The organism is Pseudomonas sp. Tn43, from assembly GCF_014192635.1.
GTDB lineage: Bacteria > Pseudomonadota > Gammaproteobacteria > Pseudomonadales > Pseudomonadaceae > Aquipseudomonas.
This window is the reverse complement of record NZ_JACHYG010000008.1, coordinates 243,678-260,932: the sequence shown is the minus strand read 5'-3', so window position 1 is coordinate 260,932 and position 17,255 is coordinate 243,678. Positions and strand designations below refer to the sequence as shown.

The 17,255-nt window shown below is 61.8% G+C and carries 16 protein-coding genes; 7 read left to right on the top strand and 9 right to left on the bottom strand.

Annotated features, from left to right (window positions below; translation table 11 throughout):
• Window positions 1–200: 200 nt before the first annotated feature.
• Window positions 201–4,526 carry a DEAD/DEAH box helicase gene (locus FHW68_RS21400; RefSeq protein WP_183682965.1) on the bottom strand — a complete coding sequence of 1,442 codons (4,326 nt, stop codon included), beginning with the start codon at window positions 4,524–4,526 and terminating at the stop codon, window positions 201–203.
• 325 nt (window positions 4,527–4,851) lie between these two features.
• Between FHW68_RS21400 and FHW68_RS21395 the strand changes: the two genes are divergently transcribed.
• Together FHW68_RS21395 and FHW68_RS21390 are read left to right on the top strand one after the other, a co-directional pair.
• Window positions 4,852–5,736: a sugar nucleotide-binding protein gene (locus tag FHW68_RS21395; protein WP_095630566.1), complete on the top strand. Its 885-nt coding sequence runs from the start codon at window positions 4,852–4,854 to the stop codon at window positions 5,734–5,736.
• The gene (locus tag FHW68_RS21390) at window positions 5,729–6,658 is read left to right on the top strand and encodes an NAD-dependent epimerase/dehydratase family protein (protein ID WP_183682961.1); all 930 of its coding nucleotides are present in this window, start codon (window positions 5,729–5,731) and stop codon (window positions 6,656–6,658) included. Before FHW68_RS21395 ends, FHW68_RS21390 begins: the two co-directional genes overlap by 8 nt.
• A gap of 158 nt (window positions 6,659–6,816) precedes the next feature.
• Here the strand turns inward: FHW68_RS21390 and FHW68_RS21385 are convergent, their stop codons facing one another.
• The 5 genes from FHW68_RS21385 to FHW68_RS21365 all read right to left on the bottom strand — a co-directional run bounded on the left by FHW68_RS21385 (window position 6,817) and on the right by FHW68_RS21365 (window position 10,960).
• Window positions 6,817–7,515 carry an OmpW family protein gene (locus FHW68_RS21385; RefSeq protein ID WP_095630564.1) on the bottom strand — a complete coding sequence of 233 codons (699 nt, stop codon included), beginning with the start codon at window positions 7,513–7,515 and terminating at the stop codon, window positions 6,817–6,819.
• A gap of 184 nt (window positions 7,516–7,699) precedes the next feature.
• A complete protein-coding gene (locus FHW68_RS21380) occupies window positions 7,700–8,218 on the bottom strand; it encodes a DUF3299 domain-containing protein (RefSeq protein WP_183682958.1) in 519 nt (172 codons plus the stop codon).
• An 11-nt stretch (window positions 8,219–8,229) separates the two neighbouring features.
• A complete protein-coding gene (locus FHW68_RS21375) occupies window positions 8,230–9,495 on the bottom strand; it encodes an ABC transporter permease (protein ID WP_095630563.1) in 1,266 nt (421 codons plus the stop codon).
• A 1-nt stretch (window position 9,496) separates the two neighbouring features.
• Window positions 9,497–10,207 (bottom strand): ABC transporter ATP-binding protein, encoded by a 711-nt coding sequence (locus tag FHW68_RS21370; protein WP_095630562.1) that lies wholly within the window; start codon window positions 10,205–10,207, stop codon window positions 9,497–9,499.
• A 156-nt stretch (window positions 10,208–10,363) separates the two neighbouring features.
• Window positions 10,364–10,960, bottom strand: coding sequence for a DUF2796 domain-containing protein (locus FHW68_RS21365; RefSeq protein ID WP_183682955.1), 597 nt, complete (start codon window positions 10,958–10,960; stop codon window positions 10,364–10,366).
• A 135-nt stretch (window positions 10,961–11,095) separates the two neighbouring features.
• Between FHW68_RS21365 and FHW68_RS21360 the strand changes: the two genes are divergently transcribed.
• Window positions 11,096–11,437 carry a hypothetical protein gene (locus FHW68_RS21360; protein ID WP_183682952.1) on the top strand — a complete coding sequence of 114 codons (342 nt, stop codon included), beginning with the start codon at window positions 11,096–11,098 and terminating at the stop codon, window positions 11,435–11,437.
• Between the two features lie 88 nt (window positions 11,438–11,525).
• Here the strand turns inward: FHW68_RS21360 and trxA are convergent, their stop codons facing one another.
• The 3 genes from trxA to FHW68_RS21345 form a co-directional block, all read right to left on the bottom strand.
• Window positions 11,526–12,398 carry a thioredoxin gene (trxA, locus tag FHW68_RS21355; RefSeq protein ID WP_183682949.1) on the bottom strand — a complete coding sequence of 291 codons (873 nt, stop codon included), beginning with the start codon at window positions 12,396–12,398 and terminating at the stop codon, window positions 11,526–11,528.
• 174 nt (window positions 12,399–12,572) lie between these two features.
• Window positions 12,573–13,229 (bottom strand): methyltransferase, encoded by a 657-nt coding sequence (locus FHW68_RS21350; protein ID WP_095630558.1) that lies wholly within the window; start codon window positions 13,227–13,229, stop codon window positions 12,573–12,575.
• Window positions 13,226–13,690, bottom strand: a complete 465-nt coding sequence (locus FHW68_RS21345) for a YbaY family lipoprotein (protein ID WP_183682946.1) — start codon at window positions 13,688–13,690, stop codon at window positions 13,226–13,228. Before FHW68_RS21345 ends, FHW68_RS21350 begins: the two co-directional genes overlap by 4 nt.
• A gap of 117 nt (window positions 13,691–13,807) precedes the next feature.
• On the opposite strand from FHW68_RS21345, the gene nrdR reads away from it, so the two are divergent.
• Genes nrdR through ribBA form a run of 4 tightly spaced genes read left to right on the top strand, consistent with a single transcriptional unit; the run spans window position 13,808 to window position 17,238 of the window.
• Window positions 13,808–14,272 carry a transcriptional regulator NrdR gene (gene nrdR, locus FHW68_RS21340; RefSeq protein ID WP_007906838.1) on the top strand — a complete coding sequence of 155 codons (465 nt, stop codon included), beginning with the start codon at window positions 13,808–13,810 and terminating at the stop codon, window positions 14,270–14,272.
• The gene (gene ribD, locus FHW68_RS21335) at window positions 14,269–15,402 is read left to right on the top strand and encodes a bifunctional diaminohydroxyphosphoribosylaminopyrimidine deaminase/5-amino-6-(5-phosphoribosylamino)uracil reductase RibD (protein WP_095630556.1); all 1,134 of its coding nucleotides are present in this window, start codon (window positions 14,269–14,271) and stop codon (window positions 15,400–15,402) included. The genes nrdR and ribD overlap by 4 nt, the downstream gene beginning before the upstream one ends.
• Before the next feature lie 47 nt (window positions 15,403–15,449).
• Window positions 15,450–16,115: a riboflavin synthase gene (locus FHW68_RS21330; protein ID WP_183682943.1), complete on the top strand. Its 666-nt coding sequence runs from the start codon at window positions 15,450–15,452 to the stop codon at window positions 16,113–16,115.
• Window positions 16,116–16,146: 31 nt separating this feature from the next.
• Window positions 16,147–17,238, top strand: a complete 1,092-nt coding sequence (ribBA, locus tag FHW68_RS21325) for a bifunctional 3,4-dihydroxy-2-butanone-4-phosphate synthase/GTP cyclohydrolase II (RefSeq protein ID WP_007906834.1) — start codon at window positions 16,147–16,149, stop codon at window positions 17,236–17,238.
• Window positions 17,239–17,255 lie beyond the last annotated feature (17 nt).

Genomic DNA, 17,255 nt, shown 5'->3' with positions numbered 1-17,255 from the left:
CCTCAAGTCAGAGTGGGTGCCAGAAGATGGCTACCGCTCGGAACATGAGGCGCGGGTGGATGTGCAGCGTTATGTGATGCGTTACAACAACGTCAGGCTCCATAGCTACAACGACTACCGGTCGCCGGTAGCTATGGAGAAACTGGCAGCATGAAACCGTAACTGGTGTCCAAAATTAGTTGACCAGTTCAGCCTCGCTCCTACAGGGCGCTATGACGCGTCAGCTTATTGCGTACCTCGCCACTGGCCTGCGGATCGAGCTCCAGCCAGAACTGCTGCTTGCCGGCGATCTCGGCGGCGGCCGGAATGCCGTCGCGATACACCAGTCGATTACTCGCCAGCGCCGGCACTTTCGCGCCTGGCAACAGGGTGCCGGCGAGGTTCAGCGGGTCCACCCCGCACACCGCGATCAGACTCCCATCGTGCGGTCGTCGCCTGACTTCGCGCAGCAATGGAATCGCCTCCGCAAGCGCAAATTGTTCCCCCGCCAGGCCACTGACAAACCGCCCGCCACGAATCTCGCCCCGGGCCTCGAGCCGATGAAATGTGCGCAGCAATTCCCGCCAACTCGGCAACCAGTCTGCCTCACGTTCCAGCAAGCGCCAGAACACCACGCCGTAACGGCGCAGCAAGGTCATGGCGATGTGTTCCAGGGTTTCGCCGGGCGTAGGCGCGGGACGTTGCTTATCCACAATCGGCGCGGCAGCACCGCGGCGCAGCAAGGCCCAGCGTCCGGCATCGTCCATCCCGCCCATATAGGCGCCGCGCCCAGGTCGACTGCTGCGATTCTGGCGTTTGCTGGCCGGGGTAATGAGCGCCCGCAGGCCGGCGAAACTGTCGGCGTTTACCAACCCGGCACCCACCAGTTCCTGCAGGGCAATTTCCAGTTCCGAGCGCAACAGATGGGCTTCGTGGATCAGCTCATCGAAAAACAGTGCGCCATGCTGGTTGAGCGCTGCATGGACTTTTTGGGTTTTGGGCGACAGTTCGCTGATCGGCGTCTGCTCGGTCAAGCCGCTCCACAACCCGACCTGATTGCGCGGCAGCAATAAAATCGGCGTGCTGCGCAATGCCGTGCTGGCGCTCTTGTTGCGCGTGGTCAGGCGGGTCCAGACCAGTTTGCCGCTGCGGCACAACTCATCCAGCCAGCTCGCCGAATAGTCTTTGAGCCGCGCCGGCAGAATGTCGCTGTCCCACGCCGAAGCAGCGGCGGGGTAGCCTTCGAGCTGGCTGATAATCGCCGGCAACACCGCGCGACCCTGGCCTTGGCTCGCGGCGGACAGGTGCTGCCAATCGAACAGAAAACGCATGAAATCCTGCAACGCCACCGGCTCGATTTCCCGACGCAGCCGTTTGACCGTGTAGCGATGAATCCGCGCCAGCAGATGCCGTTCACACCATTGTTCATCAGGGGCGCCTGGAGTGAATTGCCCGCGCAGGACATAGCCTTCGCGCTCCAGTTGGGCCAAGGCTTGAGTGATTTGAGCCGCCGGTAAGCCCAGCGGTCCGGCAATTGCTTTCAGCGGCAATGGCCCAAACGCGCTGAGCCGTGCGCGGATCAGTTCCAGCACCGCTTCGTCCGGCTCCCAGGTTTCATCGAAACCGGGCAATGCCGCCAACGGTGGAACCCATATGGCTTGTGGATAAATCGCCCGCAGGCAGGTCAGTCGCTCCAGCGCCAACCACAGCGATTGCACAGCGTTGATCTGCAAGCGGCTGGCGCGGCCGCTGTCGGCCAAGGCATTCAGCCAATCGAGCCAATCCGGGTTGGCCTGAGCTTCGGTCTCGGTAATGCACGCCAGGCTCATCAACGCTTCATGCATTTCATCAACGCTGGTTGGCGTAGGCCAGGCTTCATCACGCACTGCAGTGATCGCGTCGGCGTCCAGCGCACCGAGATCATCGGTGGACTGCGGATCACTCCAGCGGCGGTTGAGCACTGCCTGAGTGCGGCGTTCTTCCAGCGGCGCATCGTCGAGGAACGTGTAGGGGCGGGCGCTGAGGATTTCCGCTGCCAAGGGCGAGGGGGCCGGAAGATCGCGGCTGATCAGTCGAATGTCACCCTGTTCCATGCGCCGCAACAACGCGAGCCAGCCTTCGCTGTCCATGGCGTCGTGCAGGCAATCGTCGAGAGTTTGTTCCACCAGTGGATGGTCGGGTATCTCGCGCTCGCCGGCGAGGTTTTCGACGCAGGCGAGCTGATCGGGAAACACGCTGGCGATCAAGTCTTCGCTTTTCATCCGCTGGATTTGCGGCGGCACTTTGCGCCCACCGCTAAAGCGCGGCAACGCCAGGGCGACCCCGGCGTTCCAGCGCCAGCGCACACCGAACAGCGGCGCCTCGAGCACGGCTTGAATCAAGGTATGTTCGGCACTGTTGCTGTGCAGGTAACGCCAGACATCCTCCAGCTCGAAGCTGTGACCGGTGGACAGCGACAGCACGATGGCATCCTCGCTGGCGGCGGCCTGCAATTCGAAATTGAAGGTGCGGCAGAAACGCTTGCGCAAGGCCAGGCCCCAGGCGCGGTTGATGCGGCTGCCGAATGGCGAATGGATGATCAGTTGCGTACCGCCGGACTCGTCGAAAAACCGCTCCATCAGCAGCGTGTCTTGCGACGGCAAGGCGCCGAGGGTCTGGCGCGCCCGGGCCAGGTAATCCACCAGTTGCTCGGCGCTGGCGAGGTTCAAGCCCAGTACCTCGGTCAGCCAGTCGACGGCGGGCTGCAAGTTGCCGGGCGTGGCGCCGAGCCGCTCATCGAGTTGCGCTTGCAGGCGGGCCACGGCGAACGACAGTTCATCGCTGCGCCCCGGCGCTTCACCGAGCCAGAACGGAATGGTCGGCGGCTGACCCTGGGCGTCTTCGACCCGTACCTTGCCGGTTTCGACCCGCAAGATTCGATACGACGTATTGCCCAACTGAAAGATATCCCCGGCAATGCTTTCCACCGCGAAGTCTTCGTTGACGCTGCCGATGTTCAGCCCTTGGGGTTCCAGCAGAACGCTGTAGTCGGCGTTGTCCGGAATCGTCCCGCCGCTGGTCACGGCGGTCAGCCGGGCGCCTCGACGGCCGCGCAGGGTGCGGCTTACGGCGTCCCGGTGCAAATAAGCGCTGCGAATACCCAGGCGGCCGTTGTAGCCCTCGGCGAGCATTTGCAGCAGGGCCTGATAGTGCTTTTCGTCGAGCGCGGCGTAAGGCGAGGCTTTGCGCAGCATCTCCAGCAGCGCCTGTTCGTGCCATTCCTGGCAACTGACTTCGGCGATGATCTGCTGGGCCAGCACGTCCAGTGGCGCTTCCGGGATCTGCAGCGTGTCCAGTTCACCACGGCGCACGCAATCGAGCAGGGCGGCGCATTCGATCAGGTCGTCGCGGGTGGTGGCAAACAACCGGCCTTTGGGCGTGCCGCCGACCTGGTGCCCGGAGCGGCCGACCCGTTGCAGAAACCCGGCAATCGAGCGCGGCGAAGCGATCTGGCACACCAGGTCGACGTCGCCGATATCGATCCCTAACTCAAGCGAGGCGGTGGCGATCAGCACCTGCAGCTCGCCGCGCTTGAGCCGTTGTTCGGCGTCCAGGCGAAACTCCTTGGCCAGGCTGCCATGGTGGGCGGCAACGGCGTCTTTGCCGAGGCGTTCGCTCAAGTGGCGACTCAGACGTTCGGCCAGACGCCGGGTGTTGACGAAAATCAGCGTGGTCCGGTGTTCGCGGGCGAGGATGGCGAGGCGATCGTAGACCAGCTCCCACACGTCGTTGGCCATCACTGCCGACAACGGCACTGGCGGCACTTCGATGTCCAGATCCCGTGGGCGGGCGTGGCCGATGTCAATGATGTCGCAGTCGCGATCACGTCCGACCAGAAAACGCGACACCGCTTCGATGGGTTTTTGCGTGGCAGACAAGCCGATACGCACCAGCGGTTGCGAGCAGAGCGCCTGCAGGCGTTCCAGGCTCAGGGCCAGATGACTGCCGCGTTTGCTGGCGGCAATGGCGTGAATCTCATCGACGATTACTGTGTGGGTGGTGCCGAGCATTTGCCGGCCGGAGTCGGAGCCGAGCAGCACGTAAAGGGATTCCGGAGTGGTCACCAGAATGTGCGGTGCTGTTTTACGCATGGCCGAGCGTTCTTTTTGCGGCGTATCGCCGGTGCGCACGGCGGTGCTGATCGGCACGTCGGGCAGCCCCATCACCCGCAACTGTTCGGTAATGCCGGCCAGCGGATTTTGCAGGTTGATCCGAATGTCGTTGGACAGTGCCTTGAGCGGCGAAACATAGACCACCAGGGTTTCGTCCGGCAGACCGTTCGGGCTCTCCAGGCCACGATGGACAAGATCGTCTAGCACGGCGAGGAATGCCGTGAGGGTCTTGCCGGAACCGGTGGGCGCGGCTATCAGGGTCGAGCGGCGCTGGCGGATCAACGGCCACGCCCGGGCCTGGGCGGCGGTGGCCGTTGCGAAGGTGTTGCTGAACCAGGCGCTGACGGCAGGATGAAAGCCTGCCAGAGCAGCGTCCGTGGGGATGGGCAGATTCATGTCCTGATTTATGCGGGCGAGTCGGGGAAGATGCAAGTACCGCTCACGACCTTTGCCGGCCTTCAGGGCCCTATCGCGGGCAAGCCCGCTCCCACAGTGTTCTCTGTTGTTCACAAATATTGCATTCACAGAAGATCCCTGTGGGAGCGGGCTTGCCCGCGATGAGGCCAGTAGCAGCACCACAAATCCCCGGGAACTACACTTTACGGATGACGGTTGCGCACTAAACCCGCAAAATGCAACGATTCCGGAAATTATTGAGGGCATCGCCTGCGGGCGCTGTCGATAAAGCCATCGTTCCAATCAGACTGGGCCTGCTGACTCTATGCGAATGCGCCTTATGTTACTGGGCGGCGGAAATGCCCTTGGGCAGGCGCTGATTCGCCTCGGTGCGGAAGAAGACATCGGTTTCCTCGCCCCCCGCCCCCCGCAAGACGGCTGGGACGCCGCGAGCCTCACGCAACTGCTCGACGATACCCGTCCGGATGCGTTGATCAATCTCGCCTATTACTTTGACTGGTTCCAGGCGGAGACTGTCAGCGAACAGCGTCTGGCCGGGCAGGAGCGAGCCATCGAGCGACTGGCCGAACTGTGCCAGCATCACAACATTGTGCTGCTGCAACCGTCGAGTTATCGCGTGTTCGATGGCTCCCGGGCGACCGCCTACAGCGAGAAAGACGAACCCGTACCACTGGGACTGCGCGGTCAGGCCTTGTGGCGAATCGAGCAAAGCGTGCGCGCCACCTGTCCGCAACACGTGCTGTTGCGGTTTGGCTGGCTGCTCGATGACAGCCCCGACGGCACCCTGGGGCGGTTCCTGGCCCGGGCCGAGAAAGCTGAGGAACTGTTGATGGCCGATGACCGTCGCGGTAATCCGACGCCGGTGGACGACGCCGCCCGGGTGATCATTTCGGTGCTCAAGCAACTCGATTGCGCGGCGCCACTGTGGGGTACCTACCACTACGCCGGGCATGAGGCGACCACGCCGTTGGCACTGGGGCAAGCGATTCTTGCCGAAGCACGCGCCCTGCACCCGTTGGCTGTCGAAGCGCCGACCGCACAGGCTCACGCCGCGCGATCCGACGCCGCTGAAGAACCGCAACATGCGGTGCTGGCCTGCAAGAAAATTCTGCACACTTTCGGGATCAAGCCCCGCGCCTGGCGCGCGGCACTCCCAGGCTTACTGGATAGGTTTTATCGTCATGGCTGAAGGCCCTGTTTTAATCACCGGCGGCGCCGGTTTCATCGGTTCGCACCTGACCGATGCCTTGCTTGCCAAAGGTCACTCGGTGCGTATTCTCGATGATCTCTCTACCGGCAAACGCAGCAACCTGCCGCTGGACAATCCCCTCCTCGAATTGATCGTGGGCGACGTAGCAGATGCTGCATGCGTGGCGCAGGCGATGGTCGGTTGCAGCGCGGTAGCGCACCTGGCTGCGGTGGCCTCGGTGCAGGCTTCGGTCGACGATCCGGTGAAGACCCATCAGAGCAATTTCATCGGTTCGCTGAGTGTCTGCGAAGCCATGCGTCAGGCGGGCGTCAAGCGGGTGCTGTTCGCGTCCAGCGCGGCGGTCTACGGCAACAATGGCGAAGGCGAGTCGATTGACGAAGACACGCCCAAGGCACCGTTGACCCCGTACGCGGCAGATAAGTTGGCGAGCGAGCATTACTTCGATTTCTATCGCCGCCAGCATGATCTGGAACCGGTGATTTTCCGCTTCTTCAACATCTTCGGCCCGCGTCAGGATCCGTCCTCGCCCTATTCCGGGGTGATCAGCATATTCAGCGAACGCGCGCAGAAAGGCTTGCCGATCACCGTGTTCGGCGATGGCGAACAGACTCGGGATTTCGTCTACGTCGGGGATTTGGTGGACGTGTTGGTGCAAGCCATCGAGAAGCCGCAGGTCGAAGTCGGGCCGGTGAATGTCGGCTGGAATCAGGCGACGAGTCTCAAGCAAATGCTTGAAGCCCTTGAGACGGTGGTCGGCACGTTGCCGCCCGTGAGCTACGGCCCGGCGCGTTCCGGTGACATCCGCCATTCTCGGGCGAACAACCGGCGTTTGCTGGAGCGGTTTACCTACCCGCAGCAGACTCCGATGAGTGTTGGCCTGGCGCGGTTGCTGGGGCACTGAGGTTAGATCGTTCCCATGCTCCGCGTGGGAATGCAGCGAGGGACGCTCCGCGTCCCAAGAGCGGACGCGGAGCGTCCGGTGAGGCATTCCCACGCGGAGCGTGGGAACGATCAATGAAAAAGGCGCCTGTCGAGGCGCCTTTTTTTTTTGCAGTGGGTTTAAAACTTGTAACCCAAACCTACCATGTAAATGAACGGGTCCACATCAACGTCGACCTTGGCCCGGGTGCCCGGTGCGACGGCGTTGTTTTCCACGGTCGCGGTGGTGTCGATGTCGATGTAACGCACTTGGGCGTTGATCATTACGTTGTCGGTCAGCATGTAGTCGGCACCGACCTGCCAGGCCAGACCCCAGGAACTGTCCGCCTTGAAGTTACTGAAACCGTTGGCGGCGGCTTCGCTGCTGACGTGTTCGTCGTAGATCCAGGTGTAGTTGATACCGCCGCCGATGTACGGCTGGAACGCGGACTTGGAATCCAGTGGGTAGTAGACCAGGCTCAGGGTTGGCGGCAGGTGTTTGAGCGTGCCGAGCTTGCCGTTGGCGGCGCCGAGCGCGGTGCCTTTGAGCTTCACGTCATGCTCGAACGGCGTGGCCGCCAGCAGTTCAATCCCCAGGTTGTTGGTGATCATGTAGGCGAAGTTCAGGCCCAGTTGCGTGTCGCTGCTCATGGTGGCCTTGCCACCCAGATCGGCGCCTTTCAGCGGGCCCTGATCAACCTTGACGCTGGAGCTGTCAGCCTCAGGGTTGACGGTGATCGCACCGGCCCGAATGAGGATGTCACCGGCGGTGTGGGCATGGGCGAGCGGGGCTGAGAGCGCGAGGCCGAACAGCGAAGCGCAGAGCAAGGACTTGTGCATGGGAGCTCCAAAGGACGTTAAAAATGTTCGATGTCCAATGGTAGGGATCCAACTGATACGGTCTTTTGACTCAGCTCAATGAAACAGTGAAGGCCCGGATTTTTGCGGAACCTTTGATGGCCTCTTCGCGGGCAAGCCTCGCTCCTACAAGGAGACGTCCTCTCAATCAACATATAACCACCGGTCACTCCGGCAATTCATACGCATAAATCTTGTCTGCCTCCATTTGATACCCGGCATCCGCCAACTCGCTGGTGGATGCTTTCACCTGCAGCGCGCCTTCGATCCAGTACGGCTGATACAGCTCATCGAGCTTCACGCCGACTTCGCTTTTGACATGCACGATCTGGTTCGACGGAGGAGGCGGTACGTGGATGCAGGCGCCGAAATACGGCACCAGTAAAAACTCGGTGGTGCGGCCTTCTTCACTGACTTCCAGCGGCACGATGTACCCCGGTAGACGAATGTTCTTGCCGTCGAGACTGTTCACCACCGGCGCGTTTGGCATGTCCTGTTTGGCGGCTGGTGCTGATTCTGCGGACAACGCGTCACTCATCTTCGACAGGTCATGCAGCGGCGTCATGTTCGGCACTTCTGGCGCGGCATCCGGCGGGATCATTTCCGACCAGGTCAGGTCTTTCGGCTCGGCCGCCCACAGCGGAAGGGCAACCAGCATCAATAGCGCAAGCACAGCGCGGGGCATCATTAAGGTCCTCATAGTCGGATCGACAGGCCATCGGCCAAGGATTGGCGATAAGCACGCCAGGCCGGCACGCTGCCCATCAGCAGCGCGGCGATCAGGATGCCACCGAGCAGCGTCCATTCATATTCACTCGGCCAGGCCAATGGCAAGTACAAGCCGTAGTTCGCCTGCACGTAACCTTGCGCCACCGCGATGCCCACATACAGCAGCGCCACGCCGGCAATCACTCCGGACAACGCCAGGGCAAAGGCTTCCAGCACCAGCAAGGTCGCGATGTGCCACGGCCGAGCGCCGACCGAGCGCAGAATCGCCATCTCGCGGCGCCGCTCGTTGAGGCTGGTGAGGATCGCCGTGAGCATGCCGATCAACCCGGTCAGCACCACGAACAGCGAGACGACGAACAAGGCTTTTTCCGCCGTGCTCATCAAGCTCCACAGCTCCTGCAAGGCCACACCGGGCAGGATCGCCAACATCGGTTCGCCACGGAATTCGTTGATCTCCCGTTGCAGTGCAAACGTCGAAATCTTGCTGTTGAGGCCGAGCATGAACGCAGTAATCGCTTGTGGCGTCAGGTCCATGTTGCGCGCCTGGTCGGCACTGATCCGCCCGTTGCCACGTGCCGGCACGCCGTTGTGCCAGTCGACGTGAATCGCTTCCATCCCGCCAAGGCTGATGTGCAGCGTGCGGTCCACCGGGGTGCCGGTGCGTTTGAGAATACCGACCACGGTGAACGGTTTGTCGTCGTGTTTGACCAGGCTGATCACCGCCACGCCATGGGCCAGCACCAGTTTGTCGCCGAGCTTGTAGTGCAGCGCATCGGCCACTTCGGCGCCGAGCACCACCTCGAATGGATCGGTGGCGAAGGCGCGGCCCTCGGCCAGTTCGAGGTGCTGCCGATGGCCGTACTGGTAATGCTCGAAGTACGCCTCGGTGGTGCCCATCACCCGATAACCGCGATGGGAATCGCCGAGAGACATCGGGATCGCCCACTTCACGTTCGGGTTGTTGGCAAAATGTTCGAAGCTGTCCCAGCGGATGTTGTTGGTGGCGTTGCCGATGCGGAACACCGAATACAGCAGCAGATTCACCGAGCCGGAGCGCGCGCCGACGATCAGGTCGGTGCCGCTGATGGTGCTGGCGAAACTGGCCTTGGCCTCGGTGCGCACCCGCTCCACGGCCAGCAACAGGCAGACCGACAGGGCGATGGCGAACGCGGTGAGGATCGCGGTGAAACGACGGTTAGCCAGGCTGGCCATGGCTAGACGAAACAAATACATCTCAAACCTCGGACGGGGTGGCGGCGCGATTGAGATCGGCCAGCGACAGATGGCGATCAAACAGCGGCGCGAGGCTCTGGTCATGGCTGACGAACAATAGGCTCGAGCCGGCTTCGCGGCATTCGGCGAACAACAGGCGAATGAAGTTCTCCCGGGCATCGTAGTCCAGGGCCGAAGTCGGTTCGTCGGCGATCACCAGTTCCGGCTGACCGATCAACGCACGTGCGGCGGCAACCCGTTGCTGCTGGCCGATGGACAGCGAGTCGGCGCGGCGACTGAGGATGTTTTCATCCTTCAGGCCCAAGTGGGCGAGCAGGGTGGCCGCGGCCTGATCGACGCTGCCGTGGCGCTGTTTCGCCCGTTCTGCGCGCAGTCTGGAGAAGCGGCAGGGCAACTCGACGTTCTCGCGTACCGAGAGAAACGGCAGCAAATTGAACTGCTGGAAGATGTAGCCGGTGTGATCGACGCGCAAGTGGTCGCGGGCACCGGCAGAGAATTCGGTCAACTCCCGGCCCAGCAGGCGAATGCTGCCCCGGTCAGGCTTTTGCACGCCGCCGAGCAGGCCCAGCAGGGTGGTCTTGCCACTGCCGCTGGGGCCTTTGAGGAACAGGGTCTCACCGGGTTCCAGGCGGAACGAGGGGATGTCCAGCAATGGCGGATGACCGGGCCAGCTGAAGCTCAGGTCGGACAGTTCGATGAGTGCTTGGGTCATGGCGCCGATTTCATGGTTTTGTCTCAATTTCACATTCAACACCAACCCCTGTAGGAGCGAGGCTTGCCCGCGAAGGCGTTCTCACAGTCAACATCCCTGTTGGATGTGACGACCTCTTCGCGGGCAAGCCTCGCTCCTACAGGGGGTGGTGGCGGATCAGAATTTCAGCGCGGCCACCTTGGCCGTCACTTCAACTCCTTGCTGCCCGCTCGGGCTGATCAGTTGTACCTGAATCTTCTGGGTGGCCGGGAATGTATTGAAGATATTCGCCAGGTCCAGGGTCTTCAGCGCGCCGGGAGCCGAGCAGCTGAATTGGTAATGGGCGTGGATTTCGCTGTGATCAGGGTGATGCTCGTGATCGTCCTTGTCCGTTTCGTCGTGGTCATCGTCGGCGTCCGGCTTGTCGCCGAACAACGGGCTTTCCAGTTCCTGAGTCGCGACCACGCAACCGGCGGCTTTGGGCAGGTTGAACAGCACCAGGGGTTTTTCCAGCTGCGCGCGGACGGCGGCCACTTTGGCTTTGTCGGCGTCGGTGCTGGCGGCGTGTTCGAAACCCACCAGATTCATCGCCGGGCTTTCCAGCTCCAGTTCCAGAGTCTGGCCATCCAGCGCCGCGTTCAGGCGACCGACGCCATGTTCGTGGGCGCTGAGGCTGCCGTGCTCTTCATCATGAGCATGATCATGCTCGACCGCCGCATGGGCGACAGCCAGCGGCAACAAGGCAAACGGCAAAGCGAGCAGCAAACGACGCATGGCGGGTCTCCGAACAGCAAAATGAAAAGTTTGTTATGTAATCTTATAACGAAAGTGCGGAGAGTTTGACCGTCTGCTTGGCGTTGCGCAAGACCCATGGGAGCATGCGAGTCAGGTATGGGCAGGAGCAGACTTATGTTGCGAATACGCGGAAGCATCGGTGACTGGCCGGTGGATTTGACACTGGAGCTCGATGACGGTGACTGGGCGCAGCTCGGTGCGCAGCTGCAGGCAGCAAAACCCGAAGCGAGTGTTGCGCCCGCCAAACCGGTGAATCAGGACGATGCACTGTGGCAGATCGCCCAGGAGTTGCTACGCAAGGCCGGACAATTGAGCGGGCCGGATTTGCTGGAGCAACTGGAAGGGCTGACCGGCAGCGCGGCGGCGGGCAAGCGCTTGTTGGTGCGCTTGCGTCACAGCGCAAATGTCAAAGTGGTGAGCGGCGGGGATACACCGCTTTATAGCTGGATCGAGTAAGCCGCAAAAAAGATCGCAGCCTGCGGCAGCTCCTACGCGGGATCTGTATTCCCCTGTAGGCGCTGCCGAAGGCTGCGATCTTTTGATCTTAATAGAGCGCAGCGAACAACTTGCGACGGTACGTGGTCACCAGCGGGTGATCGTTGCCCAGCAGTTCGAACACCTGCAGCAAGGTCTTGTGCGGCAAGCCTTCGCTGTAGCTGCGATTGCGGATGAACAGTTTCAGCAAGGCATCCAGCGCCGCGTCGTATTGCTGGCGGGCCAGTTGCTGGATCGCCAGTTGATAGACCGCTTCATCGTCCTGCGGATTTTTCGCCAGACGCGCTTTCAGGTCTGCCGCATCCGGCAAATCCCTGGCCTGGCCGAGGAACTGGATCTGCGCCTTGGCGCCGGCCAGCGCGGCCTTGTGCTCATCGGTCTTGACCGCGTCGAGCACGATTTGCGCTTCACCCAGTTCGCCACGCTCGGTGAGGCAGCGGGCATAGAGAATCAGCGCCTTGGCGTTGGTATTGTCTTCAGCCAGCAGCACTTTGAGCGTGGCTTCGGCATCGGCGAAACGGCCGTCATCGAACAGCGCTCGCGCCTGTTCGAACGGGTCCGCCGCAGCGGGCGGCGGCATTTGTACGTGAGGTTCGAGCATCGCGCGCACAGCCGATTCCGGTTGTGCACCGGCAAAACCATCCACCGGCTGACCGTCCTTGAACAGCACCACTGTCGGCAGGCTGCGAATGCCGAAGCGCGCAACAATGTCTTGCTCGATATCGCAGTTGACCTTGGCCAGCAACAACTCGCCCTGATAGCTCTCGGCGATGGTTTGCAGCATCGGCATCAAGGCCTTGCACGGCGCACACCATTCGGCCCAGAAATCCACCAGCACCGGTTTGTGGAAAGAGTTCTCGATCACCGACTGGTCGAAATCGGCAGTCGTGGCGTCGAAAATGTACGGCGTTTCCTGACTCATGGGGGATCTCTTTGGAAGCGTGAATATGCTCACTATAAGGGCTGGCGCAAAAGATCGCAGCCTTCGGCAGCTCCTACAGGATCGGGTTCACACGCGCACGACACGGAACGCATACGGCCGGGGTAAGACGCGAACGGCGTAGGAGCTGCCGAAGGCTGCGATCTTTTGGCGACTTCAAGCACGCCGCGCATGATAGAGACTCACATGCCGAAATTCTTCGGGTTCGGCCAGGTCCGGCAAGGTCATCGCTTCCAGCATTTCGATGCGCCGATACAGCGGATGGCGGAAATCCCTCACCCGCGAATCCGCCACCAGCGCTTCCCGGCCACGGCTGAGGAACTCGTCGAGCAACGGCAGGTTTGCCCGGTCGTACAACACATCGGCCACCAGAATCAGATCAAACCGATCCGCCTCGGCGAAAAAGTCTGTCGAGTAACTGAGTGGCACGCCATTGAGTTCGGCATTCGCCCGACACGCGGCAATGGCCAGCGGGTCCAGGTCACAGGCCACCACCTCCAGTGCCCCGGCTTTCACCGCCGCGATCGCGGCCACCCCGGAGCCAGCGCCGAAATCCAGCACCCGTTTGCCTTCGACCCATTGTGGGTGTTCGGCGAGATAGCGAGCCACCGCCAGCCCACTGGCCCAGCAGAAACTCCAATAGGGCGGCTCGTGAAGAATGCGCCGGGTTTCTTCCGGGCTGAAGGCGCGATCCATGTTGTCGCCGTCGATCAGCCACAGCTTCAGTTCGGTGCCTGGTAACTCGCAGGCTACCAGCTGTGCATCACCAAGCAATTGACCCAATGCCTGCTGCAAGTCGAGCGGTGCAATCATGGTGCTTTGACGAATTGCAGCTGACCCAGCGCCTGGGTGGTTGGCTGTGTGATTATTTGTGCCGGCAGATGCAGGATCAACTGCCCGGACTGGCTCACACGGCCACGCAGTTCGACACGAGCGCCGGTCGGGAAGGATTCGGGATTGAACCGCAGACGAAACGGCAACACCTGATTGGTGCCGATCAGGCTGGAACTGGCGAGCAATTGTTGCGGACGATCCTTTGCGTCGACCACCAGCAACGCCAGTTCAACTTCAGATCCGGCGGGCGCGCCCTGCAAAGTGCCGCTCAATTCACGTTGATGCGCCGGCAACGGACCGAGCTCGGCCGCCGCCTTGGCTTTCTTCTGCGCCTGTTGCGGTGCAGGGCCTGGTGTCGGTGGCTGGGATTTGGGCGCATCGCTGCCACAGGCCACTAGCAGGCTGAAAAGACTGAGCAAAACGAGCGGTCGTAACGGCATTGGCGGCTCCAGAAAATGAAATCCATAGACAGCCAGTCTGTATACCGCAAACCCTATGGCTTGTCTTGCCACGGGGATGCGCTACCATGGCCCTCCCATTTTTTGTTGCCTGCCACCATGCACTGTCCCTTCTGCGGTGCCAACGACACCAAGGTCATCGACTCGCGTCTGGTCGCCGAGGGCGAACAGGTGCGCCGCCGGCGTGAATGCCTGGCCTGCGGCGAACGTTTCACGACGTTTGAAACCGCTGAACTGGTGTTGCCGCGCCTGATCAAAACCGACGGCAGTCGCCAGCCGTTCGACGAAGAAAAACTCCGTGCCGGCATGCAGCGGGCGCTGGAGAAGCGCCCGGTGAGTGTCGAGCGCCTCGAATCGTCGCTGGTGCACATCAAACACAAGCTGCGCGCCACCGGTGAACGCGAGGTCAAATCCCTCGTGGTCGGCGAACTGGTGATGGCCGAGCTGAAGAAACTTGATGAAGTCGCCTATATTCGCTTCGCTTCGGTGTATCGACGCTTCCAGGACCTCAACGAGTTCCGCGAAGAGATCGATCGCCTCGCTCGAGAGCCGGTGAAAGAATGACCACCTCCCCCGAACAAGCCATCCTCGACGCGCATTACATGGCCCGGGCCCTGGAACTGGCGCGCAAAGGTCATTACACGACGCATCCCAATCCACGGGTTGGCTGCGTGGTGGTGCGCGACGGGCAGATTGTCGGCGAAGGCTGGCATGTGCGCACCGGCGAGCCACATGCCGAAGTCCACGCCTTGCGCGTTGCCGGCGACAAGGCCCGGGGCGCCACGGCTTACGTGACGCTTGAGCCCTGCAGCCACCACGGTCGTACGCCACCCTGCGCCGATGCGCTGGTGAATGCCGGTGTCGCCCGCGTCGTTGCAGCGATGCAAGACCCCAACCCGGAAGTCGCCGGTCGCGGTCTGCAACGTCTGGCCCAGGCCGGTATCGCCACCGAAAGCGGCGTGCTGGAAGGCGAGGCGCGCCAGCTCAATCAAGGCTTCCTCAAACGCATGGAACATGGCTTGCCGTTCGTGCGGGTCAAGTTGGCGATGAGCCTCGACGGTCGCACGGCGATGGAAAGCGGCGAGAGCCAGTGGATCACCGGCCCGGCGGCGCGTTCGGCGGTACAGCGTTTGCGCGCCCAGGCCAGCGTGGTGCTGACCGGTGCCGACACGGTGTTGGCGGACAACGCGCGTTTGACCGTACGTGCCGACGAGTTGGGCCTGGACCCTGAGCAAACAGCCTTGGTCATGAGCCGTCCACCACTGCGTGTGCTGATCGACGGCCGCCTGCGGGTGCCGCTGAACGCACCGTTCTTCAAGGCCGGTCCGGCGCTGGTCGCCACGTGTGTCGCGGTGGAAGAACAGTACGCCAACGGTCCGGAATGCCTGATCGTGCCGGGCGACGATGGTCAGGTCGATCTGCATCAGTTGCTGGTCGAACTCGCCAACCGTGGCGTCAATGACGTGCTGGTCGAAGCCGGCCCGCGACTGGCTGGCGCGTTTGCCCAGCTCGGGCTGGTGGATGAGTTTCAGATCTTCATCGCCGGCAAGTTTCTTGGCTCCACAGGGCGACCGTTGCTGGACTGGCCACTGGCGCAGATGAAGGACGCGCCCGAGCTCAAAATCACCGAAATCCGCGCGGTTGGCGATGACTGGCGAGTCACTGCCATTCCTGTGCCATCGGCGAGCGTATAATTCCCGGCCATTGCTCTAGCGCTGGCTCTGTTCTCGAGGAGGACTCCATGTTTACCGGCATCATCGAATCCATCGGCAGTATTCGTGCATTGACTCCAAAAGGCGGGGATGTGCGGGTTTACGTCGAAACCGGCAAGCTCGACCTGAGCGACGTCAGACTGGGCGACAGTATTGCCGTCAATGGCGTGTGCCTGACGGCGGTTGAATTGCCGGGCAATGGCTTTGCGGCGGACGTCAGTCGCGAAACCCTCGATTGCACCGCCATGAATGACCTGAAAAACGGCAGCCCGGTCAATCTGGAAAAAGCCCTGACCCCGACCACCCGTCTCGGCGGGCATCTGGTCAGCGGTCACGTCGATGGCGTGGGTGAAGTGGTTGCCCGTACCGAAAACGCCCGCGCCGTGGAGTTCCGCATCCGCGCCCCGAAAGACCTGGCCAAATACATCGCCCATAAAGGCTCGATCACCGTCGACGGCACCAGCCTGACCGTGAACGCCGTCGATGGTGCCGAGTTCTTGCTGACCATCATTCCGCATACCCTGAGCGAAACCATCATGGCGTCGTATCAGCCGGGTCGCCGGGTGAATCTGGAAGTAGATTTGCTTGCCCGTTATCTGGAACGCCTGCTGTTGGGCGACAAGGCCGCAGAGCCAGCAAAGTCCGGAAACATCACTGAAAGCTTTCTGGCCGCCAACGGCTACCTCAAATCCTGAAGCTCAAATTTCGAAAGAAGGGGGGTGCCTTGTGGCGCTCAATAGCATCGAAGAACTGGTTGAAGACATCCGCCAAGGCAAGATGGTCATCCTTATGGATGACGAAGACCGCGAGAATGAAGGCGACCTGATCATGGCCGCCGAGTGCTGCCAGCCTGAACACATCAACTTCATGGCCAAGCACGCCCGTGGCCTGATCTGCATGCCGATGAGCCGCGAGCGCTGCGAACTGCTCAAGCTGCCGTTGATGGCGCCGCGCAACGGTTCCGGTTTCGGCACCAAGTTCACCGTGTCCATCGAAGCCGCCGAAGGTGTCACCACCGGTATCTCCGCCGCCGACCGTGCGCGCACTGTGCAGGCCGCTGCCGCCAAAGACGCCAAGGCTGAAGACATCGTCAGCCCCGGCCACATCTTCCCGCTGATGGCCCAGGCCGGCGGTACGCTGGCCCGCGCCGGCCACACCGAAGCTGCCTGTGACCTGGCGCGCATGGCCGGTTTCGAGCCCAGCGGCGTGATCTGCGAAGTGATGAACGATGACGGCACCATGTCCCGTCGCGCCGAACTCGAAGCCTTTGCCGCCGAACACAACATCAAGATCGGCACCATTGCCGACCTGATTCACTACCGGATGATCCACGAACGTACCGTTCAGCGGATTGCCGAGCAGCCGCTGGACAGCGAATTGGGCCAGTTCAACCTGGTGACCTACCGTGATTCGGTGGAAGGCGACGTGCACATGGCGCTGACCCTGGGCACCGTGTGCGCCGAAGAGCCGACGCTGGTGCGGGTACACAACATGGACCCGCTGCGTGACCTGTTGATGGTCAAGCAACCGGGCCGCTGGAGCCTGCGCGCCGCCATGGCTGCGGTTGCCGAGGCTGGCAGCGGCGTGGTGCTGTTGCTCGGTCACCCGCTCGATGGCGACGTGTTGCTGGCGCACATTCGCGAAACCGCGGATCACAGCGCCGTGAAAAAACCGACCACTTACAGCATCGTCGGTGCCGGTTCGCAGATTCTTCGCGACCTGGGCGTGCGCAAAATGCGCTTGATGAGCGCGCCGATGAAGTTTAATGCGATATCCGGTTTCGATCTGGAAGTTGTAGAATACGTGCCCTCCGAATAATGACCGGCAGTTTGCGG